Raw genomic sequence first — 22,446 nt, 5'->3', positions numbered from 1 at the left:
GAGAAGGACACATGATTGATGAAAATCTGCACTTTGAGACTCTGGAATCCGTTTCCGGGAAGATAATGCGGCGGGAAGTCAGCTCGCGTGAAGTGGTTGACCATATGCTCCAGCGTGTATCCGAAATCGATCCGGTTCTACAGGCGTATACATATGTAGCCGAGGATTCTGCACACGACGCCGATGTTCTGGATGAGGAATATCGCCGCGGACATTGGCGTGGTCCGTTGCACGGAGTGCCGATGGCTATCAAAGACATCTACGGCGACCACGGTCGTCCTCTTGAGGCAGGAATGCCGAGTCGCAAAGGGATGACGGCCGATACAACGGCGACTGTCGTTCAACGTCTGCGAGACGCCGGGGCGATCATCCTGGGGAGGGTGCACACCACAGAAGGCGTATATGGAGAGCATACTTTCCCTTTCGAGCCGCCTAAGAACCCATGGGGTTTGGATCGCTGGGTGGGAGTCTCCTCCAGCGGAAGCGGGTCCTCAACTGCGGGCGGTTTGGCCTTTGCGACTTTGGGGTCAGACACTGGTGGTTCTATCCGCATGCCTTCGTCTGCCAACGGGGTTACCGGGCTAAAGCCGACCTGGGGTCGTTGCAGCAGATATGGAGTTTTCGAGTTGGCGGGAAGTCTTGACCACGTTGGGCCAATGGCAAGATCGGCACGCGACGCTGGGATCGTCCTGGAAGCAATTGCCGGCTTCGATCCGAAGGACCCAACTTCATTGTCCGCAGCTGTCGATAGATACGGTGCTCGAACGGATATCGGCCTATCCGGTACCAGGATCGGTATTGATATCACTTGGGCGCTCACTGCTGTCTCGGAAACAGTGAGAGGCAGCATGCTTGCTGCCATTGCCACTCTCGAAGACCTCGGTGCGGAGATAGTACCGGTGAGTTTTCCTGATCCTGAACAGATCAACGATGACTGGTTCACTGTCTGCGGTGTGCAGACCGCCTTGGCTCACGGCAAGTGGTTCGACGAACATGAGGCGACCTATGGAGAGGGCCTGCGTGAAGTGATCAATATCGGCAAGCGCGCATCGGCAATTGAGTATCAAGAAGTGCTCAAGCGTCGGTCGATCTTCAAAGGGGCAGTTGAGAACGTCTTGTCAACAGTGGACATAATGTTCATCCCAGGGCTGCCCTACGAAGCTCCGCTTGCTTCTGACATGGTGAAAATGGGTGCCGAACAATTAGCTGAGGTTCACCGGTACACGGTTCCTTTTACGATGAGCCAGATGCCGACGATTACGTTCCCGATCGGATTTACCCCAGCCAGTTCGTTGCCGGTTGCAGGACAGTTGGTTGGCGCCGCTCTGACCGAGAAGGATCTGGTGCGAGTTGCTAATGCCTTCCAGCAGGTGACGGACTTCCACAATCGACACCCGGAACTCTGACGGCACTGACCCGGGATCTCAGTGAAGGGCTTGCAGTCCGACTCATCAATCGACGATGAGCCGGACTGCAGGCCGATTTCTGGGCTCGGAGACCACAAAGGACCGACCCAGGTCCGTGGGAAGGTGAGCAGCGGAACATGTGGAAGCACACCTAACAGGAGAACCTATGGTTCCAAGGCGGCAACCTTCACCAGTCGCGGCGCTACTCGCTGTATCTGGCGCTTCAGCTCAAGGCTCGGTACGAGGGGCTCAGAGGCCCCGGTCTGCGGGGTGCAGATTACGTCGAGTGCTCTGTGAGGCGCGCTTACCTGGCTCTGCGAGTGATCGCAAGGATTCGGATCATGAGTGGGACCGCGACGATGACAGCAGCGATGTGCACAGTTCTGATGAGGATGATCAGAACTATTGAGGCGTCCGCGGTAGCGAGCAGTGAACCCATATCACCGTCGGTGAAGAGCCAGGTCAACGGTTCGGCGATCAGCGACGCCATGCCGACGACGCCGAGTCCGACGATGAGCACCGCCGCCGCCCACCTGTGGCCGCGGGCGAAGGCGAGTATGAGGCCGGCGACAACTGCGTAGATTCCGAGGCGGAGTAGGATCGCTGGTCCTTCTCCGCTGAGGTTCTCCGCTTCCCACAGGTGGGCGATCATCTCTGCGACGCCTGCCGCCAAGGCGATCAAGAGGGCCACCACCGAGATGTGTCGCGGGCGTTGAATCCGGTCGGTTGCAGTGCTCGCGGGAAGGGAGTGGTTGTCAGTTGGGCGCACGACGATCCTCGTTTCTTCCAGGGTCGGTTGTCGACGTCCACCATGTGATCATGCAAGATCCGACCCGAGAATCACTCGCAGGTACTCGATTGCTGCCGGATGCTTAGTTCTGAGGGTTGAGGCTGCGAATACGTGGACGAAACTCGCCGAGGCGATCCCTGCCCGGGGGTGCGCTGTTGCTGCACCGGTGAGCTGTCTACAGCCCCAGCCGTTCTAGGACGTTCTTAACGTGGGCGAGGGCCTCGTCCTGGGACAGACCGAAGTTCTGATTGAAGTACATGCCGTCGCCGATGAGCTGGATCGTCATGGCCATATCAGCATCACCGAGGTGATCGTTGAGTGCGTTGAACCAGGCCTCGCGGGTCCTGCGCAGAGCGCTCTTCGCTTCGTCGTTCTCCTGTGCCAGACAGCTGGCGGCGATGAGGCTGCGGTCCAGCGGTGTTCCGATCTCGGCCGAAGTCTCGAGGTAATAGAGGTGGAGGCGCTTGCCGGCGGCCTTCATCGACTCGACGTCCTCAGCAACGAGCTTGTCGAGCCTCTCGAGGCTTCCCTTGACCAGCTCCGCCTTCGAACCGTAGTGGTAAAGCAAGCCTCCCTTGGACACGCCGGCCTTCGCCGCGACCGCATCCAGGGTTGCGCCGGAGATGCCCTGCTTGTCCAGGAGGATGTCGAAGGCGTCGAGGAGCTTCTCTTTGGTGTCGGTGGAGTTGCGTGCCATAGCGCCGAGCCTAGCCGAAGCCCGCAGGCCAATCATCGTCTGCGTCCCATCTTGCCGACTGTACCGTCTAGACGGTACAGTATATTTCATGTTCACCACACAGACACCACAAGTGCGCGCCGGCCGGCGCGAATGGGCTGGCCTGGCTGTGCTGATGATCCCTGTTCTGCTCATCTCGATCGACAACACCGTCTTGGGATTCGCGATACCGGCCATCAGCACCGGGCTTCATCCCACAGGTACCCAGCTCCTCTGGATCGTCGATATCTATGCCCTCATGCTCGCAGGCCTGCTTGTAGCTATGGGCAGCATCGGCGACCGGGTCGGACGCCGCAGACTGCTCATCATCGGCGCCTTCGGCTTCGGCCTGGCTTCACTGCTGGCGGCATACTCCACGTCAGCGGAGATGCTCATCCTTGCTCGCGCGCTGTTGGGCCTTTTCGGCGCCACGCTGATGCCCTCGACCCTCTCACTCATTCGCAATATCTTCCTCCACGACAAGGACCGCCGCGTTGCGATCGCCACCTGGGCTGCCATGTTCAGCGGAGGTGCCGCGCTCGGGCCCATCGTCGGCGGAATCCTGCTCGAACACTTCCACTGGAGTTCGGTCTTCTTCATCAATCTGCCGCTGATCACGCTCTTCATTCCGGCGGCTCTCCTTCTGCTGCCCGAGTCGCGTGATCCGAACCCGGGCCGAATCGATCCACTGTCGATCGGGCTGTCGATGCTCATGCTCGCCCCGCTCGTCTTCGCCATCAAGCACGTCATGGCCGATGGTGTGGACATGCTCTTCTGGGCCAGTCTCGCGGTCACCGTCGTTGCCGGAACCGGCTTCGTCATGCGTCAGCTTGCCTCGGCGAACCCGATGCTCGATGTCAGGCTCTTTGCCGACAAGATCTTCACCTCGGCAGTGCTGTCCAACCTGCTCAGCGTCATGGGCTTGGCGGGCTTCCTGTATTTCGGCACGCAGCTGCTCCAGCTGGTGCTCGGACTCTCCCCAGTCGAAGCTGCACTGGTCCTCGTGCCCGGCCTCATCACTTCGATCGTCGCCGGTTACACCGCGGTGCCGATCATCGCCCGACTGCAGCCGCGCGTGGTCGTGCCCTGTGCCCTCGTGCTCAACGCAACAGGGATGGGGATCGTAGCCTTCACACCCGAACATTCGGTGGCAGGTATGCTCATCTCCTTCCTCATCCTCGGTGTGGGTCTCGGCACCGCAGAGGTCATCACGAACGATCTCATCTTGTCTGCAGTGCCCGCGAACAAGGCCGGAGCCGCCTCGGCGATCTCCGAGACTGCGTACGAATTCGGATCTGTCATGGGAACCGCCGTTCTCGGGGGACTCACGACCATGGTCTACAGCTCTCAGCTGCAGTCAGCGCTCGGGGATAAGGCGAGTGGGCCTGAATTCGAGACCCTCGGATCGTCACTTGAGCACGCGGTTGCTCAAGGCGGTCACCTCGGGGACCAGCTCGCCGAGGCGGCTGTGACGTCCTTCGACCTCGGCGTCCAATGGGCGGCGGGGGCTGCGGTCGTCCTGGTGCTCATCGCTGCGGTCCTCACGTCCTTCGGCCTCAAGGGTGCGGGCCGGACTCGAGGCCCAGCCTGAAGCTCGGCCCCACGGCCGAGGAGACGTTGAGATCATCGCGCCGAACCAACAGAGGTGTTCGTCGGGGCCGCGACGGGAATCGCGCTGGCCTGAACCCACTGAAACCGGCGGGCATCCCCGAATGCTTGGGGGGGGTGCCCCTATGGTTTTCGTCAAGGGGTGACGGGGGCTTCTTCGAATAGTCTTGCCGGCTGATGCTGGGCAGTACTGATTGGTCCGGGACCGGAGTCTCGGACTGGACGTGGGCGCTTGTGAACCTGTCTACGCGGCGGTGGCCTCCATCGGTACGTGGAAATAGGCACCGTCACGCAGCATCGCGAACAACACGTTGCAGCGTCGACGAGCCAACGCGATCAGGGCCTGGTTATGCTTCTTGCCCTGGGCGCGTTTCCGGTCGTAATACGTCCTCGACAACGGGTCTTTCAACGCTGCGAATGCCGATAGGAATAGCGCCCGTTTGAGCACTTTGTTGCCCCGGCGGGACGAATGATCACCACGGATCGACGTCCCCGATCTCCACGTCACCGGTGCCAAACCGGCGTAAGAGGCCAAGTGCCCGGCGGTGGCGAAGTCCTTGCCCACGACCTCGGTCAGGATTCTCGCCGCTGTCCTGACGCCGACTGCCGGCATCGACGTCAGGAGCTCGAAAAGAGGATGCGATTCCACCAACTCCTCGATCCGTGCAAAGACCTCGTCCCGCGACGACCTCGTCTGAGCCAAAGCTGTGGCCAGTTGCGGTAGGACGATCCCTGCCGCATCGGTGCCCGCGACCACCACAGTCTGCTCTTCCAAGGCGGTGAAAATCGCTGTCGCCCAGCGTTTCCACGCTCTGGGTGCGTGTTTGGCCAGCAGTGTCTCAACCCGGCGTTTACCGGCCCGACGTAAAGCCTTCGGAGTCGGATACTTCACCAGCAGCGCCGTCATCGCAGGATGGTCCAAGTGAGCACCGATGACAGCCTCCAGTCCGGGATGGATCTGTGTCAGCAGACCACGAATCCTGTTCGATGTTGCCGTGGCCAGTTTCGCGAGATCGTCGTCGTAACCGCACAACATGGAAAGCTCTGCGACGTTTTCATCACTGACCCGAATCCCCCGCAAGGTATGCGGCATGGTCCGAGCAGCTTCGGCGATGATCGCAGCATCCCTGGCATCAGTCTTCGCCTCTCCTGGATGCAGGTCAGCGATGCGACGCATCGCTAACCCGGGCAGGTAGCCCACAGTGATGCCGGCCGCTTGTGCAACAGCGACGGGCAGTGCTCCGATCGTGGCGGGCTGGTCCACGACGACGAGGAGTGTCCCGTGGGTACGCAGCTTGCCGAGCAGGCCCCGGAGCTTCCCCTCGTTCTGGGGCAGGGCCTTCGACAGGATTTGGGTGCCGTCCCTGGCCAGAGCCACGGCGTGGTGGTCGTGTTTGCCGACATCGATGCCGATGAATACGTCGATCTCAGCGTGGTTGGTGATCATGTCACTCATCTTCTTCGACTGGTGTGACTGCGGTTATGAGTGGTTCGGCTGGCCGGTGGTGTTAGGTGTGGCTCCGGGGTTCGGCATCCACGTTACGGTCGGGCTCAAGGCATGTGTTCTGCCAGTGGTTCTGGCCCCTATTAGCGATTTCCCTGGTGCCTTCGACTCCCGGTGACAACACCCCCCGGACCATGAATGGCTGGGGGCATGAATCATGCCGGGAATCTTAGGCCAGCGACCCCTTCTATCCTGACGGATTGTGAGGCTACTTAAAGGTAACGGGGGGGATAGGCATTCACTGTCCACAGATGGTCGTCGGCGGGGCAGAATGCGAACGTCTTTCCACAGTGAATGCGACGGTGGCCCGGACCGAAGGGGGATTCTCCTTCGGCCCGGGCCACCGAACGCGTCTGGCCTTACACCCGCCGCGTCAACTCACATCATGAGCTGACCGACTCACTGTCGCGCGATGCAGGAGCAACGGCGTTCCGCGCTCGCCTGCGTGCGACCACACGGCCGATGCCTGTATAGAGCAGCGCACCGATGAGGATGACGTAGAGGACGATCGTGATCGGTGAGGACACGAGGACCGAGACATCATTGCCCGAAGCCAGCAGGGCATCGCGCAGGCTGGACTCGGCCAGCGGGCCGAGGACCATGCCGATCATCAGAGGAGCCAGCGGCACACCGTAGCGCTTGAGCACGAAGCTGATGATGCCGATTCCCAGCAGGATCATGAGCTCGAACTGCGACGCCGAGGTGGCATAGATGCCGAGCCCGCAGAACACCGCAATGCCGCCGTAGAGGTAGGGATCCGGGATCTTGAGCAGCTTCGCCCACAGGGGAGCGAAGGGCAGGTTGATGATGAGCAGGACGATCATCGCGATGAAGAAGCTCGCCAGCAGACCCCAGACGAGTTCCGGCGACCGATCGAAGAGCAGCGGTCCCGGCTGCAGGCCGTACTGTCGGAATGCGGCAAGCATGATCGCAGCCGTCGCGGAGATCGGCAGACCCAGCGCCAACAGTGCGCCCATGGCGATGCCGGTCGTGGCAGAACCCGCCGACTCGGGGCCAGCCAGGCCGCGGATGGCGCCCTTGTCACCGAACTGCGGATCCTTGCGCTTCGAGTCGAGCTTGCGCTCGAGGCCATAGGACATGAACGTCGGCACATCGGCACCGCCGACGGGGATCACTCCGAAGGGCAGACCGATCGCAGTGCCGCGCAGCCACGCGGGCAGCGCCTCGCCGAACTCCCTGCGCGAGAGGAATGGGCGGCCCGATGAGTTGATCGTATTGTCGTTGACCTTGCGGCGGATCCGGGAGGCGATGAAGAAGACCTCGCCCAGGGCCAGGATGGCCACGGTCACCGTGACCAGCGAAACTCCGTCGAAGAGTTCGGGGACGCCCATGGTGAAACGCTCGGTGCCGGAGACCGAATCGATGCCGATGACCGAGAAGCCGATGCCGAGCACCAGGGCCATGAGGCCCTTGAGCACGGAGTCCGCAACGACCGATGAGGTTGCCACGAAGGCAAAGAGGGCCAGTGCGAAGAACTCGGCGGGACCGAAGTTCGTCGAAAAATCCGCCAGGGCCGGGGCGACGAACACCACCAGGCAACAGGAGACGAAACCGCCGATGAAGGCACCGATCGCGGCCGTGGCCAGCGCCTGCGGTGCTCGCCCGTTGCGGGCCATCTTGTGGCCCTCGAACGTCGAGGCGATCGCCGATGCCTGGCCGGGGGTGTTCATGAGGATGGCCATGGTGGAGTCACCGAAGAGACCACCGAAGTAGACGCCGGCGAACATGATGAAAGCGCCGGTCGGGTCGAGGGCGAAGGTCATCGGCAGCAGCAGGGCCACGGCCATCGATGACCCCAGGCCCGGCAGGACTCCGACGGCTGTGCCGAGGAAACAGCCGACGAGGACCCACAGCAGGTTCATCGGCGTCAGCGCGTGTGTGAAGCCTTCGAGCAGGGACATGAGAGCGTCCATATCAGAAGCCACCTCCCAGAATTCCCGAGGGAAGATTGAGTCCCAGCAGCACCGCGAACGCGATGTAGACCAGGGACGAGAATGTCAGCGCCATGATGAGGTCGAACAGGGGACGCTTTGAGCCCATCGACCTGGCCACGCACCAGAACAGGAGCGCCGCGGCGAGGATCCACCCGGCGAACTCGAGGATGAGGGCGAACGCGGCGAACCCGCCAGCACCCCAGGCCAGAGACACGAAGTCGCTGTGCGTGCGGTGCCGCGAATCGGCAACCCGCGCCTCGGCGAGTGCCTGGCGATCCTGGAGCGGTTCGTCCTCCTCGTGCGGGTCGAGACGCGAGGCCGACACCGCGGAAGTCACGGGTGTCGAGAACGCCTTCTGCTCCTCCACCTCGGCGGGGAGATCATCATCGACATCGACGGGTTCGGGATTGCGGATATAGGCGATCGTCAGCAGGATCGTGAGCACGTAGCCGACGATCATGATGATCATAGGGAAGAACTGCGGTCCCGGCGGATCGGTGTCCTCGGCGACGTCCATCGTGATGATGCCGATGAGCAGGTACGTCGAGAACCCCGCCATGATGAGGGGGACCAGGAGACCTGATCGACCCTGCCACCAGGTCCCGGCGCCGATGTGGGCCGTCCTGGTTCTCTTCTTCGTTGACGTCTGAGCGCTCACAGTCCCAACTCCTTCAACAGCTTCTCGATCCGGGAGGTGTCCTCTTTGACGAATTCTGCGAACTCTTCACCGGTCTGCCACACGTCCGTCCATTTGTTGCGCTCGAGGGCATCTGCCCATTCCGCGCTGTCGCGAGTCTGTTTGAGGATGTCGACAAGCTGTGAGGCCTCGTCCTCGGTGATGCCGGGTGCTCCGAGCCAGCCGCGCCAGTTGGTCAGCGTCACCTTGTAGCCCTGTTCGGTCATCGTGGGTACGTCGTCGAAGCCGGGGATGCGCTTGGGTGCGGCCACGCCGATTGCTTTGACGCGGCCGGCTTCGATCTGGTCAGAGACCTCGTTGAAGCCACAGGACGCGAAGTCTGTGGTGCCCGAGAGCAGAGTCTGGATCGCTTCGCCGCCGCCGGACTTGGGAATGTAGGTGATGCCCGAGGCAGGGATATCTGCCAGCAGCGCCAGCTGAGCGATCGTGAGGTGGTCGACTGAGCCAGCGGAGCCGCCGGTCCAGACGAACCCTTCCGGGTCCTTCTTCCAGGCGCTGATGACGTCGTCGATCGTGTTATAGGGGGAATCGGCGGCGGCGATGAGCACGTCATAGTCCTCCGCGACCCTGGCGAGCAAGGTGGTGTCATCGAAACCAACGGGCGACTTGTTGAGCGCAATGCCGCCGACCATCGCGGTGCCTGTGGCCAGAATGGTGTCGGCCTGCCCGCCCATGGTGGAGAACTTGCCGAGACCGATGGTGCCACCGGCTCCGGGGATGTTGACGACCTGAGCGTTGTTGGCCAGCTTATTCGCGCGCATGGCCTGCTGAGTCTCCCGGGCGAACCCGTCCCAGCCGCCACCGGCACCGGCTGGTGCGATGAGTGTGAGGTTGGAGGAGAGATCACCCTTGGCCGATGCGGCTCTGACCGAATAGGTGGTGGCCGTCCCGATGGCTGCCACTGCGATTGCGCCGTACGCGATTCGGCCGAACATGCGCCGAGTCGGATGGGGCGGCGCAGACCCTGGATCTGCGCCAGGATCTGAGGCGGATTGGTTCGTCATTGACCAAACTTTCATATCTGTTGTGAACTGCATGTGAGGCTCGTCATAGCTTAGATTGATGCAGGTCACATTACGCGCTTGTGCGCACTGATCGCGTTCTGCTCGTTCTGCTCACTCGATGGTACGGGGACTGGAAAGTCGCGAGGGCATCCGGTTCCAGTGGTGTCTCTGGTGCTTTGTCGTCCTGTACTGCGTCGTTGGCATCGAGGTAGCTAGGCTGGGACCATGAACGACACTGCCCTCAGCGCCCCAGTGGCCAAGAAGATCCCCCAGCAGCGCACCCATCACGGCCACACCTTCGTCGACGACTACGAATGGATGCGCGAGAAGGAGTCCCCGGAGGTCATCGCCCACCTCGAAGCCGAGAATGAGTGGACGAGCACGCAGACATCCGGGCTCGAGCCATTGCGCGAATCGATCTTCACTGAGATCAAGACCCGCATCAAGGAAACCGACATGTCGGTGCCGACCAGACGCGGGAACTACTGGTATTTCTCCCGAACGAAGGCCGGGCTCGACTACGGGATCAGCGTTCGCGCGCCCATCGCGGACGTCGATGATTGGACTCCGCCCGAGGTCGGCGAGGAGGCGCTTCTCGGCGAAGAGGTCATCTTCGACTCGAACATCGCCGCCGAAGGCCAGGAGTTCTTCTCGCTGGGCACCTTCTCGCTGACCGACGACGGCCGGTATCTGCTCTTCGGCGTGGACAACTCCGGCGACGAGCGGTACACGCTGAAACTGCGCGACCTGAGCACAGGCGAGGACCTGCCCGACACCGTGGACGGCACATTCGCCGGAGCCTCGATCGACCCAACTGGCCGCTACGTCTTCTACACCACTGTCGACGAGGCTTGGCGACCAGAAAAGGTCTGGCGTCACAGTGTCGGCACCGACAGCAGCGACGATGTCTGCATCTTCCATGAGCCAGACGAGCGCTTCTTCGTCGGCTCGGGATTCTCCCGCTCGGGCAAATACATGTTCATCGTCACCGGGTCGAAGACCACCACAGGCTTCTGGTCGCTCGAAGCCGATGACCTCGAATCTGCACCGCAGGTCGTCTGGCCCCGTGTCGACGGGGTCGAATACTCTGTGGAGCACGCGATCATCGCCGGTGAGGATCGCTTCCTCATCACGCACAATCAGGAGCGCGAGGACTTCGACATCATCGACGTGCCCGTCGCCGATCCAGCCGGTACAGCACGCGAAAGCGTCGACGCCGTCGACGAACCGGACTCCGTCGCCGATCCGACCTCCATCGGTCGTCCGCTGCTCGCTGAGGTTGACGGGCTGCGCATCGAAGATGTCGATGCCTTCGCGAGCTTTATCGTCGTCAGCTATCGCCGCGGAGGATTCGCCCGAGTCGGCATCATAGAGCTGGACGCACATGAGCAGCCCACGTCCGGTGACACCGCGTCACCCTTCGGCCCACTGCGGGAACTGCCCTTCTCGCGAGAGACCGGAACTCTGGGATTCGCCGGCAATCCCGAGTTCACACAGACGAGCATCCGACTGCTCTTCACCTCCATGTCCACGCCCGCTGTGATCTATCAGCACAGCGTGTCAGACGGCACCGACACGGTCCTCAAGCGCCAGCCCGTCCTCGGCTCGGTCGACCTCGACCGCTACAGTGAATCCCTCGTCTGGGCCAGCGCCGAGGACGGAACCCAGGTTCCGATCTCTCTGGTCTATCGCACCGACCTCATCGCGCTCGACAACGGCACCACTACCTCGGGCACCACGGCCTCGGCGAGGGTAACCGACGCCCATGAAGCAGCGCCCGTCGAGCCTGCACCTCTGGTGCTCTACGGGTACGGCTCCTATGAGATGAGCATGGACCCGTACTTCTCCGTGTCTCGGCTTTCCCTGCTTGACCGCGGGGTCGTCTTCGCCATCGCACACGTGCGCGGCGGCGGTGAGATGGGTCGCCATTGGTACGACCAGGGCAAAACCACAACGAAGAAGAACACCTTCACTGACTTCATCGCTGCCGGACGCCACCTCGTTGCCGAGGGATGGACGAGCCCGGACAGGCTCGTCGCCACCGGGGGATCGGCCGGAGGCCTGCTGATGGGAGCGGTGACGAACATGGCACCGGATCTCTTCGCCGGGGTCAGCGCCCATGTGCCCTTCGTCGACGCACTGACCTCGATCCTCATGCCCGAACTTCCGCTGACCGTCATCGAATGGGAGGAATGGGGAGATCCGCTCCATGACCGGGACGTCTATGAGTACATGCGCTCCTATTCTCCCTACGAGAACGTCGCCGAGGTGGCCCATCCGAAGATCTTGGCCGTGACCTCGCTCAATGACACCCGAGTCCTCTACGTCGAACCCGCCAAATGGGTCGCCCGACTGCGTGAGGTCGGAGCCGATGCGCTGCTCAAGACCGAGATGGTCGCCGGTCACGGGGGTGCGTCGGGACGTTACGACTCCTGGAAGGAAACAGCTTTCGACTTCGCGTGGATCCTTGATGTGCTGGGTCGGTCTGACGTCGACATCGATGCCTGATCCTCTGGCACGGCCGTCCCCACGGGGACGCCGTGCCAGGACGCTTGGGTAGCGGATGTGCGACGCCAGGGGACGTTTGTCGCGACAGATAACAATACTGGGACGATTGTCTCCAAAACCTTGTTTTGGTCGGTCGTGTCAGTGGCGCCCAATAGAGTGGTTGTCATCACAGTCGCACCCCTGACCGACTGCGGAATCAGAATGATCTGAGCCGCATCGGTGCGTGGGTCGTCTGCAGTTCCACGTGCGGCCCACCGATGGGTCCGACCGGGAACAGATGACAGGGTTCGTTCCGGTTCTGCGCAGGTGGACCGGATTTTCAAAGGGGAGAAGAATGCGTCTCAGGCATCTGGCCACAGCGATTGTGGCGGTGAGTTCGGTTATTGCGGTGTCAGCATGTTCGGGCGGAGACGGCTCCAGCGGTGGCGGAGAGGGCGGCGATTCCTACTCGATCGGCATCTCCCAGCTGGTTCAGCACCCGGCGCTCGACGCGGCAAGCGCAGGATTCAAGAACTCCTTCGAAGACGCCGACGTCACCGTCGAATGGGACGAACAGAACGCTCAGGGCGAGCAGGCCAACGCGACGTCGATCGCGCAGACATTCGCCAATGAAGACCTCGACCTCGTCCTCGCGGTGGCCACCCCCGCAGCACAGGCAGCCGCACAGGCGATCACCAACGTTCCTGTGCTCTTCACCGCCGTCACCGACGCCCAAGAAGCAGGCCTCGTGAAGTCCGACGATGCACCGGGAGCCAACGTCACCGGCACCTCGGACCTCAATCCGGTCGCCGAACAGCTCCAACTGGTCAAGGATCTCAAACCTGATGCCAAGACCGTCGGCATCGTCTACAGCTCCGGCGAGGTCAACTCAGAGGTGCAGGTGGAACTCGCGAAGAAGGCTGCGAAGGACATGGGCGTCGAGATCAAGGAAGCCACGATCGCCAACTCGAGTGAGCTGGCGCAGGCAGTGGACTCCCTCGGCAAGGTCGACGCCTACTATGTTCCGACCGACAACAACGTCGTCTCCGCCGTCACGACCATGGTCCAGGCCGCTGAGAAGAACAAGGCGCTCCTCGTGGGTTCTGAAGCGGGCCAGGTGGAACAGGGTGCGGCGATCACTCGCGGCATCGACTACACGAAGCTGGGCGAACAGACCGGCAAGATGGCGCTGAAGATCCTCCAGGATGGTGAGAAGCCAGCCGATATGCCAGTGGAGACCAGCTCAGACCTCGAGCTCGTCGTCAACCCGAAGGCCGCCAAGGCACAGGGCGTTGAGATCCCGAAGAAGATCATCGATGACGCCGACAAGGTCATCGACTGATCGACTCCCGTCGCCGGCCGAGTCACGGGACCGGTCGGCGACACCTACCCCCGCCTCACATCACCACCTGATCGGAAACACATGTTCGGAGCACTGGAACTCGGGCTCATCTACGGAGCGATGGCGCTCGGGGTCTACCTGACCTTCAAGGTTCTCAACTTCCCCGACCTCACCGTCGACGGAAGCTTCACCACGGGTGGTGCCACCGCAGCCTCCTTGATCATCGCCGGGGTCAACCCCTTCCTGGCGACCCTGGCAGCCATCGGCGCAGGACTCATCGCCGGTTACATCACCGGACTCCTCCACACCAAGGGAGGCATCGACGGCCTGCTCGCTGGAATCCTGACGATGATCGGACTGTGGTCGATCAATCTGCGGATCATGGGCAAGGCGAATCTCCCGCTCCTGCGAGAGGACACCGTGTTCACCCCGCTGCGGGAGAACATGTGGCTGGGCACCTGGGTCTCCATAGCAGTTCTCCTCATCTTCACCCTGATTCTGAAATTCGCCATCGACTGGTTCCTCACCACCGACCTGGGCCTGGCGATCCAGGCCAACGGCAACAACCGACAGATGATCCGCAGCCTCGGCGTGAACACCGACAACACGACGATGCTCACCCTGGCCCTGTCCAACGGCTTCGTCGCGCTCTGCGGCGCGCTCATCGCCCAATACCAGGGATTCTCCGACATCAGCATGGGCATCGGTCTTATCCTCGTCGGACTCGCCTCGGTCATCCTCGGGCAGGCAGTCTTCGGCAGCCGCAACATCTTCATGGCCAGCCTCGGAGCTCTCATGGGCTCGGTCATCTACCGCCTCATCATCTTCCTGGCGCTGCGTGCCGGCCTCGACACCAACGATATGAAGCTGACAACCGCACTGCTCGTCGTGGTCGCATTGCTGTTGCCCAGGTGGGGATTCCTCAAGCGAGTACCGTCGCTGAGATCGCGCGGCAACCGAGCCGCGTCAGGAGCTGTGCCAGCCGACGATCCTGCGAACGCGGCGGGTGCCCAAGTGCCCGCCGGGACGGTCGACGTCCCTGCCGGGGCCACCGACGTCCCCGCGGGGACGTCTGCGAGGACCGCAGGAACCGCTGCAGCGTCAGATCAGAAGGAGGACTGAGGCACATGCTGAAGATCGACACCATCTCGAAGACCTTCTTCCCTGGCACCGTCAATGAACGCAAGGCGCTGCAGAATCTGTCGCTCGAGCTCGAAGAATCCGATTTCGTCACCGTCATCGGCTCCAACGGCGCAGGAAAATCGACACTGCTCAACACGATCTCGGGCCGACTGCCCATCGACTCCGGATCGATCACGATCGACGGCGCCGAGGTGTCCCGGATGCCCGAATACAAACGGGCCAAATATCTGGGCCGGGTATTCCAGGACCCGATGGCCGGCACCGCACCGGACCTCACGATCGAACAGAACCTGTCACTGGCACTCAAGCGCGGAAAAGCACGTGGGCTGGGACGAGGAACCACCTCGGCGAGGCGGGACCTGTTCAGAGATGAGCTTGCCACGTTGGAGCTCGGGCTGGAGAACCGCTTGAAGACCAAGGTGGGCCTGCTCTCCGGCGGACAGCGCCAGGCGCTGAGCCTGCTCATGGCCGGATTCACCCAGCCTCGCATCTTGCTCCTCGACGAGCACACAGCGGCACTCGACCCCCAGCGTGCGGCACTCGTGACGGACCTGACGCAGAAGATCGTGTCCCATGACGGGCTGACCACGCTCATGGTCACGCACAACATGGAACAGGCGATCGCGCTGGGCAACCGACTCATCATGATGCACGAAGGCGAGATCATCTACCAGGCCTCGGCCGAAGAGAAGAAGACGCTGACGGTGAAGACTCTGCTGGGCGAGTTCTCCAAACTCAAGGGCGCGACACTGGGGGACCGGGCGCTGCTCAACTGACCTGGTGACGGTCACGGTCGAGTGACGAATTCCCCGATGTCAGCTGCGACCTCGTCGGGATACTCGCCGGTGACGGCGTGTGAGGCATCCTCATAGACGTGCACCGCACCAGTACCCAGGGTTCGCGTGGCCGTGGCCGAGGCAGTGTCCGGGTCATGCATGACTGAGCGTCCCGCAATGATCGCGAGCACCGGCATCGGCAGGTCGGACAGCTGTCCTTCGGTGATTCGGGACGGCTGAGGCTTCTTCATGGCGTAATGATGCATCCCGGATTCGATCATGTCGGCTACCGGGACATCTTCGACCTCGATGCCGCCGGCGGTGTATGAATTGAACGCATCCCGTCCGGCCTTGGGCATCCATGGAACCGTTGCGGGGATCGCACGTAGGATCGTCTCCACCGGTATGCCGTCGAAGGTCTGGACGGGATCGATGAGGGTCAGGGTCCTCACATGCTGCGGATGGCGGATGGCGAGATTGGCCGCCGTCCAGCCCCCGAGCGAGAGCCCGACCAGGTTCACAGAATCCTCTGGAAGCGCAGCGATCGTCTCAGCGAGCCACGCGGCCTCATCTTCGGTATCGGTGATCGGCGAACTCTGTACGCTGCGACCCGGTTCACCAAGGAGATCGAGGGCGTAGACATCGGCGATCCGAAGCAGAGACGGCATGTTGTCGGCCCAGACCGGAGTCGACGAGGCGGTTCCGGGGAGCAGCATCATCGGCGCGGCGTCGCCGGTTCCTTCGAAGCGATAGACCCGGACGAATCCGAAGGCGGTGCGGATGTCTATGGTGTCTGCTGGCTTCGGCATGCTGGCGAAGGCCGCGGTGTAGGCGGAGTCGAATTCTGCCTCTCCCTCGGCGCTGTCCCAGTGGCCGACGGGCGAGGGGGCCCGGAGGAAGTACCCGATGGCAACCGCGGCAACAATGGCCGAGGCTATCGGCATGAGCACCCGAGGGCGCAGCATTCGGCGTCTGGGGGTTTGGGTATCGCGATCCGTCATCAGCACTCCTCTACCGATCGGTCAGTGATTCAACCGTATAGTATAATCGCGGTATGGGACAAGACTCGGCAGAGGACAAGACGAAGGGTCGGCAGTCGACCTTCACGCAGCGAGCACGGCGCGCACAGATCATCGATGTCACGATCGAGCTGCTCGCCGAGCACGGATTCTCCGGTGTGTCACTGTCTCAGATCGCTGATCGTGCAGGCGTGACCAAGCCGACTGTCCTGTATCACTTCACCGACAAGGCCACTCTTGTCCGTGGCGCCTATCAGCATGTGCTCGACGCTATGGTCTCCTCGGTCGGAGAGGCGATCGACGCCGCCGAGGTCACCGACCGTCCGAGTGCCTATGTGCGTTCGTTGGTCACCCATTACGTCAACCACCCCAGTCATACCCGAGTGAGCGTCGAAGCGCTGATCCACGGTGGGGCAAGAACAGACAGTTCCGCACGGTGGAAGCCGGTGGCTGAGCTGCTCAAATCGGCACGGGAAGCGCGCGGAGTCAAGAGCCCGTCGGATTCGCGGACGGCTGCACTCATCATCGGCGGTGCCATCGACGCTGTCGTCGGCGAGGCACTCGAGGACCCGGGGTACGACGCCGCTGCCGCGAGCGAGGAGATCGTGGATCTCATCGAGCAGCGTTTCCTCACCGACTGACCCGGGGCAGTACGAACCTTCGTGCGATTGCGTGGGGCGCCGCAGCAATGTGACAGGATTCCTTTGAGAAGCTCTCAGGAAGCTGTTAAGGTCCGAAGCTATGGCACAGACAGGTATTTTCGGGGCAGACCTCTGTGCCCGGACCCTTTCTGCCACGCGCACAGCACCCCATCCCACTGCCGGTTTCGCCAATGATTCCTGGGAAGGCGCAGCAATCGGGTGGTGCGGTTCAGAGCCGTAGACCACTCTGGCAACTTTCGATCATCAGTTTCCTCGACGATTGAGAAAGGGCCATCGCTGCATGTCCGATGACTCCACACCAGACACATCAAGACCCACAGGAACCGCCGCTGATACTGCGGGAACCGACACCACGGGAACCGGTGCTTCGGCAAGCGATGCCGACACCTCGGCGACCACCGCGCCGACCCTCGGCTCTGACGGTTCCGGCTCCCTGCGCCCCGAACGCAGAGCCTCACGCGAAAAGCTCAAGGCCGATGCCCGACGAATGAGCCGCGAGACGGGGAAGGGCTTGGGCAAACTGGACTACAGCCGCCCCAGGCATCCTGCCGAGAATGAGCCGGAGAACAACACCCAGTATCCGCACAACACCCACCCGATCCTGGTCCCGGGAATCGCGATCGACGAACAGCGTCGCCACTACTCCCTCGACAAGATCATCTTCGTCGTCGCCGGCACACTCACCGTTGCTTTCGTGATCTGGGGCATCACGAGTCCCTCAAGCGTCGCCTCGGTGGCTCAGGCCGCCTACGACTGGGCGACTCTGAACGTCGGCTGGTTCTTCAACGTCGTCGCCATTGTGGTGCTCGTCGCCCTCCTCATCCTCGCGTTCTCGTCCTACGGCAAGATTCCGCTGGGCAAGGACGATGAGAAAGCCGAGTTCAGCACCTTCTCCTGGGTGGCGATGCTCTTTGCCGCGGGCATCGGCATCGGGGTGCTGTTCTTCGGCCCGTCCGAACCGCTGACCTATTTCATCAGCCCACCGCCGCTGACCAACGACCCCGAAACCACGGAGGCCCTGCACGGGGCGATGGCCCAGACCTACTTCCACTGGGGATTCCACGCCTGGGCGATGTACGCCCTCGTCGGTGGCGCTATCGCCTATGCCGCCTACCGGCGCGGACGCTCACTTCTGCTGTCTTCGATCTTCCAGTCCCTGTTCGGCAAACGCCAAACCGAGGGCTTCGCCGGCAAGCTTGTCGACATCTTCGCGATCGTCGCGACCTTGTTCGGAACTGCTGCTGCCTTGGGCATCGCAGCAATGCAGATCGGTACGGGCGTGAGCATCGTCAGCGGGGTAGGACCGATGACGAACAACATGCTCGTCGTCATCATCTGCGTCCTCACCGTCGGCTTCATCATCTCCGCGGTCTCCGGTGTCTCGAAGGGCATCCGCTACCTGTCGAGCATCAACATCATCCTCACCGTCGGCATCGTGGCGCTCGTGCTGTTCCTGGGCCCGACGCTGTTCCTGCTCAACCTGCTGCCCTCGGCGATGATGGAATACTTCGGTTCGCTCTTCGACATGATGGGACGCTCCCTGTCCTGGGGCGGCGAAACCCAGGAATTCCAGTCCGTATGGACCGTCTACTACTGGGCCTGGTGGATCTCCTGGTCCCCGTTCGTCGGCACGTTCATCGCCCGCATCTCACGAGGACGCAGCATCCGCCAGTTCATCCTCGGCACGATCTTCATTCCCTCGACCCTGCTCTTCGTCGCCTACGGCATCATGGGCGGAACATCGATCTGGATGTACCGGTCAGGGGCATCCGGGTTCACCGACAGCATGGAAGCCCCCGAGGTGTTCTTCACTCTCATCGGCAACCTGCCCTACGTCGAATGGCTGCCGGCGGTCGCCATCGTCGTCCTTGCGATCTTCTTCATCACCTCAGCAGACTCGGCCTCAGTGGTCATGGGAATGCTCACCAGCCGAGGCGATCAGGAACCCAAGAAGTGGGTCGTCGTGTTCTGGGGGCTCGTGATGTCCGGGATCGCGGTCGTCATGCTCCTTCTGGGCAACGCCAGCGCCCTGGAAGGTCTGCAGCAGCTCGTCATCGTCACCGCTGTGCCGTTCGCCGTCATCATGCTGTTCATCATCATCGCCTGGTTCAAAGAACTGCGCACCGACCCGCTGGCACTGCGGCGACAGTACGCGCAGAACGCTGTGGACAATGCCGTGGTCGAAGGTGCCGACCGATTCGGTGACGACTTCGCGTTCCAAGTCGTGCAGACCGAACCGGGCGACGGCGCCAACGGCGGCATCGACTCCGAGCATGGGGACTACACCGATTGGTACCAGCGCACCGATGAATACGGTGAGCCGGTCGGCTTCGACTACGAAACCGGCGAATGGGCCGACGGCTGGACTCCCGAGGAGGATGAGAGCGACGACTCCGACACCACCTCGGCGAGTTCAGAGGTCGAGGGCGAGGCGGAATCCCGTGTGACCGAGTGAGGTGTCCGGAGTCGCGGCCGAACGTGCCGAGGTCCGGTACCTGCGGCAATACGAGTCATGGCACATATAGGACCCGCCACGCAGCACCGGTCGCTGGTCGTGCGCACTGAAGTGACTGCTCGTCCACTCCCATACGTTCCCGGTCGTGTTGTGCAGACCGAAGCCGTTGGGAGGAAACGCGTCGGCGGGAACGGTGCCCACCGGCGCCGTCGGTCCGCTGGGGAAGACCCCGGCGAAGGTGTTCATGCGGGCCACGCCGTCGGGTTCGCGCACCGAACCCCAGGGGTAGGGCTGCCGTTCAAGGCCGCCGCGGGAGGCGAACTCCCACTCGACTTCGGTCGGCAGCCGGGCACCCACCCACTGCGCATACGCCTCGGCGTCGGTGTGGGAGACATGTGTGACCGGATGCCTGGCCCACTGTTCGAGACTCGAAGCGTCGAGACTCGAACCCGGAACGCCAGCCACACCTGCCACACCAGTCGGCCCGGGCCCGCCGGGGTGGAGCCAGGTCGCCCCTGTGACCTGACGCCACCAGGGGGTAGCCTGCACAGAGGGAGAGATCTCGGCCAGACCTTCGGCCACCAGGCCGGTGAAGACTAAGGAGTCACCATGAGTTTCGGCATCAGTGCGATGACCCGTGGCTGCAACGAACGCGGCGAATTCTGCGACCGTGACGGTCGTCGCACCGATGGCGAAACCCTCGACACCGACTTCGCGGACCGGGCCTTCACCGTCCTCGGGATAGGCCAGCGGGTCCTCGCTGCCCATCAGGAATGTGCCGCCGCTGAGGCCGATCATCGCCAGATCCTGCGGAGCCAGAGCCGCGAGCTCGGTCGCCAGCTGCCGATCGGGAGTGGACATGGTGGCCGATTCCCGGCTCGACGTTCGCACCTCGGCGGGGGATTCTTCTTCCTCAACACCCACCTCGGCGGACCCAGGACTACCCTGGCTCGCTCCGACGGGCGAGTTCCGTGCTGGGCCACAGCATGAGGCCAATGTCGCCACCTTCAATCCACATCTAGGAACCGGTTTCGCAAGAATCTGTTCCATCTGACACACCTGCGCAGGTCTTCAACGCAGCTGACTTCGCAGATCATGCTTTCACAAGCAGACCATACGTTTTTGAGAAAGGACGTGACCAAGCATATGCAACCGCCGAACATCGTAGTGATCCAGGCCGACCAGATGGCCGCACAGGCACTGGGCGCCTACGGAGACACCGCCGCACTCACCCCGAACATGGACTCCCTGGCCGAGGATGGAGCGGTCTTCGATCGCGCCTACTGCAACACCCCGCTGTGCTCACCCTCGCGGGCGTCGATGATGACCGGGCGGATGCCCTCCGACATCGACTGCCTCGACAACGGCGATGACTTCGCCGCCTCGGTGCCGACGTTCGCCCACCGCCTGCGCAAGCTCGGATACCACACCGCGCTCATCGGTCGGATGCACTTCATCGGCCCCGATCAGCACCACGGTTTCGAAGAGCGCCTGACCACCGACGTCTACCCGGCCGACCTCGACATGGTTCCCGACTGGCAGCGTCCTCTCGACCAGAAGCTCCAGTGGTATCACGAGGCCGATCCGGTGTTCACCGCCGGTGCTGCGAAGGCGAACGTCCAGCAGGACTTCGACGACGAGGTGATCTTTCGGACCCTGCGTCACCTCAACGGACGAGTGCGCGCCAACCAGGCCGCAGGTGAGGACCAGCCGTTCCTCATGGTCACCTCGTTCATCCACCCGCACGACCCGTACGAGCCGCCGCGGGAGAACTGGGACAGGTTCGCCGAGGTGGACATCCCGGACCCAGCCCACCCTGAGGTCCCCGATATCGCCGAGGACCCGCACAGCCACCGGCTGCGCACGATGAGCGGGCTGGATCAGCAGGAACCGGGAACCGAGGACATCCGTCGGGCTCGCCGTGCCTACTATGCCTCGGTGAGCTACATCGACGATCACATCGGCAAGATCCGCCAGCGTCTGCGCGAGCTCGACCTGGAGGACAACACAGTAATCATCGTCACCAGCGACCATGGAGATATGCTGGGGGAGAAGGGCCTGTGGTACAAGATGTCTCCGTACGAGCAGTCCTCCCGTGTCCCGATCATCATCAACGGCCCCGCCGAGGCGGTCACACCGGGTCGGTATGCCAACCCCGTCAGCCTCGTCGACCTGATGCCGACTCTGTTGGAGCTGGCAGGAACCTCGGACCCCGATGCGACAGGAGTCTCTTTGTTCGAGTCCGCTCGGCGGGAAGCCGCAGGAGAGATGGAACCAGCCGATCGTGACGTCATCATCGAGTACTTCGCCGAGGGCACATACCGACCGCAGGTGACGCTCATCCGCGGACAGTACAAGCTGACGATCTGCCCGGGAGATCCGGAGCTGCTCTTCGACCTCGAAACGGATCCGGACGAGCTGGTCAATCGCGCCAGCGACGCCGGATGTGCGGAGCTCGTGGCCACGATGCGAGCCGAGCTCGACTCGCGCTACGACCTCGAGCATCTTGAGGAGCATGTGCTGGGCAGTCAGTCGAGCCGCCAGCTCGTCGCCGATGCGCTCAAGATCGGCACGGTCCGGCACTGGGACTACGATCCGGAACCTGAGAACGGCTACGTCCGCGGAGACTTCTGGACCGCGTTCAGGTTCGGAAAGATCCCCGACACCACCGCCTGAGGCACGGCGCCAGCGCACGCGCGCTCGTCACTGAATCGTCGACAGCCGACCGCAACATCGAAAGGTGAGTCCCTGCGGTCGGCTCTCGACGGTGGGGCGTGCGCTCGATGAGGCCCAGCTCGTGCCGACTCCCCACCTAGGCAGGAATAATTCACTCAGGATTGGGCGAGTTGCAGGTCACACTCTCAGACTCCGGTGGCATCATCT

Annotated in this window: 17 protein-coding genes; 9 read left to right on the top strand and 8 right to left on the bottom strand. The window is 62.5% G+C overall.

Translation table 11 applies throughout. The features are described from left to right. The first annotated feature begins 11 nt into the window (after positions 1 to 11). Entirely contained in the window at positions 12 to 1,406 is a 1,395-nt protein-coding gene (locus JTF07_RS10570; protein ID WP_204234242.1) for an amidase, read from the top strand. A 304-nt stretch (positions 1,407 to 1,710) separates the two neighbouring features. Here JTF07_RS10570 and JTF07_RS10565 read toward each other — a convergent pair whose 3' ends face one another. Together JTF07_RS10565 and JTF07_RS10560 are read right to left on the bottom strand one after the other, a co-directional pair. Further along, positions 1,711 to 2,097 (bottom strand): hypothetical protein, encoded by a 387-nt coding sequence (locus JTF07_RS10565; RefSeq protein ID WP_204234241.1) that lies wholly within the window; start codon positions 2,095 to 2,097, stop codon positions 1,711 to 1,713. Positions 2,098 to 2,371: 274 nt separating this feature from the next. Continuing rightward, entirely contained in the window at positions 2,372 to 2,893 is a 522-nt protein-coding gene (locus JTF07_RS10560; protein WP_204234240.1) for a TetR/AcrR family transcriptional regulator, read from the bottom strand. A gap of 88 nt (positions 2,894 to 2,981) precedes the next feature. Between JTF07_RS10560 and JTF07_RS10555 the strand changes: the two genes are divergently transcribed. Continuing rightward, a complete protein-coding gene (locus JTF07_RS10555) occupies positions 2,982 to 4,502 on the top strand; it encodes an MFS transporter (protein ID WP_204234239.1) in 1,521 nt (506 codons plus the stop codon). Between the two features lie 261 nt (positions 4,503 to 4,763). Here the strand turns inward: JTF07_RS10555 and JTF07_RS10550 are convergent, their stop codons facing one another. The 4 genes from JTF07_RS10550 to JTF07_RS10535 form a co-directional block, all read right to left on the bottom strand. Beyond that, positions 4,764 to 5,966: an IS110 family RNA-guided transposase gene (locus tag JTF07_RS10550; protein ID WP_204234238.1), complete on the bottom strand. Its 1,203-nt coding sequence runs from the start codon at positions 5,964 to 5,966 to the stop codon at positions 4,764 to 4,766. 440 nt (positions 5,967 to 6,406) lie between these two features. Further along, positions 6,407 to 7,957, bottom strand: coding sequence for a tripartite tricarboxylate transporter permease (locus tag JTF07_RS10545; protein WP_204234237.1), 1,551 nt, complete (start codon positions 7,955 to 7,957; stop codon positions 6,407 to 6,409). 1 nt (position 7,958) lies between these two features. Further along, on the bottom strand, positions 7,959 to 8,636 hold the full coding sequence (locus JTF07_RS10540; protein WP_204234236.1) for a tripartite tricarboxylate transporter TctB family protein: 678 nt from the start codon (positions 8,634 to 8,636) through the stop codon (positions 7,959 to 7,961). Next, positions 8,633 to 9,679 (bottom strand): Bug family tripartite tricarboxylate transporter substrate binding protein, encoded by a 1,047-nt coding sequence (locus JTF07_RS10535; RefSeq protein ID WP_204234235.1) that lies wholly within the window; start codon positions 9,677 to 9,679, stop codon positions 8,633 to 8,635. The genes JTF07_RS10540 and JTF07_RS10535 overlap by 4 nt, the downstream gene beginning before the upstream one ends. Before the next feature lie 225 nt (positions 9,680 to 9,904). On the opposite strand from JTF07_RS10535, the gene JTF07_RS10530 reads away from it, so the two are divergent. The 4 genes from JTF07_RS10530 (at position 9,905) to JTF07_RS10515 (ending at position 15,427) form a co-directional block, all read left to right on the top strand. Continuing rightward, positions 9,905 to 12,187, top strand: coding sequence for a S9 family peptidase (locus tag JTF07_RS10530; protein ID WP_204234234.1), 2,283 nt, complete (start codon positions 9,905 to 9,907; stop codon positions 12,185 to 12,187). A 334-nt stretch (positions 12,188 to 12,521) separates the two neighbouring features. Next, on the top strand, positions 12,522 to 13,508 hold the full coding sequence (locus JTF07_RS10525) for an ABC transporter substrate-binding protein (protein WP_204234233.1): 987 nt from the start codon (positions 12,522 to 12,524) through the stop codon (positions 13,506 to 13,508). A gap of 81 nt (positions 13,509 to 13,589) precedes the next feature. Beyond that, a complete protein-coding gene (locus JTF07_RS10520; RefSeq protein WP_204234232.1) occupies positions 13,590 to 14,630 on the top strand; it encodes an ABC transporter permease in 1,041 nt (346 codons plus the stop codon). A gap of 5 nt (positions 14,631 to 14,635) precedes the next feature. Beyond that, on the top strand, positions 14,636 to 15,427 hold the full coding sequence (locus JTF07_RS10515) for an ABC transporter ATP-binding protein (protein WP_204234231.1): 792 nt from the start codon (positions 14,636 to 14,638) through the stop codon (positions 15,425 to 15,427). 11 nt (positions 15,428 to 15,438) lie between these two features. Here the strand turns inward: JTF07_RS10515 and JTF07_RS10510 are convergent, their stop codons facing one another. Beyond that, complete coding sequence (locus JTF07_RS10510; protein ID WP_252199740.1) at positions 15,439 to 16,428, bottom strand: alpha/beta fold hydrolase; 990 nt, start codon at positions 16,426 to 16,428, stop codon at positions 15,439 to 15,441. 53 nt (positions 16,429 to 16,481) lie between these two features. On the opposite strand from JTF07_RS10510, the gene JTF07_RS10505 reads away from it, so the two are divergent. Both JTF07_RS10505 and JTF07_RS10500 read left to right on the top strand, forming a co-directional pair. Beyond that, the gene (locus JTF07_RS10505) at positions 16,482 to 17,087 is read left to right on the top strand and encodes a TetR/AcrR family transcriptional regulator (protein WP_204234230.1); all 606 of its coding nucleotides are present in this window, start codon (positions 16,482 to 16,484) and stop codon (positions 17,085 to 17,087) included. 301 nt (positions 17,088 to 17,388) lie between these two features. Continuing rightward, positions 17,389 to 19,563 carry a BCCT family transporter gene (locus JTF07_RS10500; RefSeq protein ID WP_204234229.1) on the top strand — a complete coding sequence of 725 codons (2,175 nt, stop codon included), beginning with the start codon at positions 17,389 to 17,391 and terminating at the stop codon, positions 19,561 to 19,563. On the opposite strand, the gene JTF07_RS10495 is transcribed toward JTF07_RS10500, so the two are convergent. After that, complete coding sequence (locus tag JTF07_RS10495; RefSeq protein ID WP_252199739.1) at positions 19,522 to 20,424, bottom strand: SUMF1/EgtB/PvdO family nonheme iron enzyme; 903 nt, start codon at positions 20,422 to 20,424, stop codon at positions 19,522 to 19,524. The genes JTF07_RS10500 and JTF07_RS10495 overlap by 42 nt on opposite strands. A 273-nt stretch (positions 20,425 to 20,697) precedes the next feature. On the opposite strand from JTF07_RS10495, the gene betC reads away from it, so the two are divergent. Continuing rightward, entirely contained in the window at positions 20,698 to 22,239 is a 1,542-nt protein-coding gene (gene betC, locus JTF07_RS10490) for a choline-sulfatase (protein WP_353843934.1), read from the top strand. The last annotated feature ends 207 nt before the right edge of the window (positions 22,240 to 22,446 follow it).

This window comes from Brevibacterium sp. RIT 803 (assembly GCF_016892625.1).
GTDB lineage: Bacteria > Actinomycetota > Actinomycetes > Actinomycetales > Brevibacteriaceae > Brevibacterium.
This window is presented reverse-complemented; position numbering and strand designations above follow the sequence as displayed.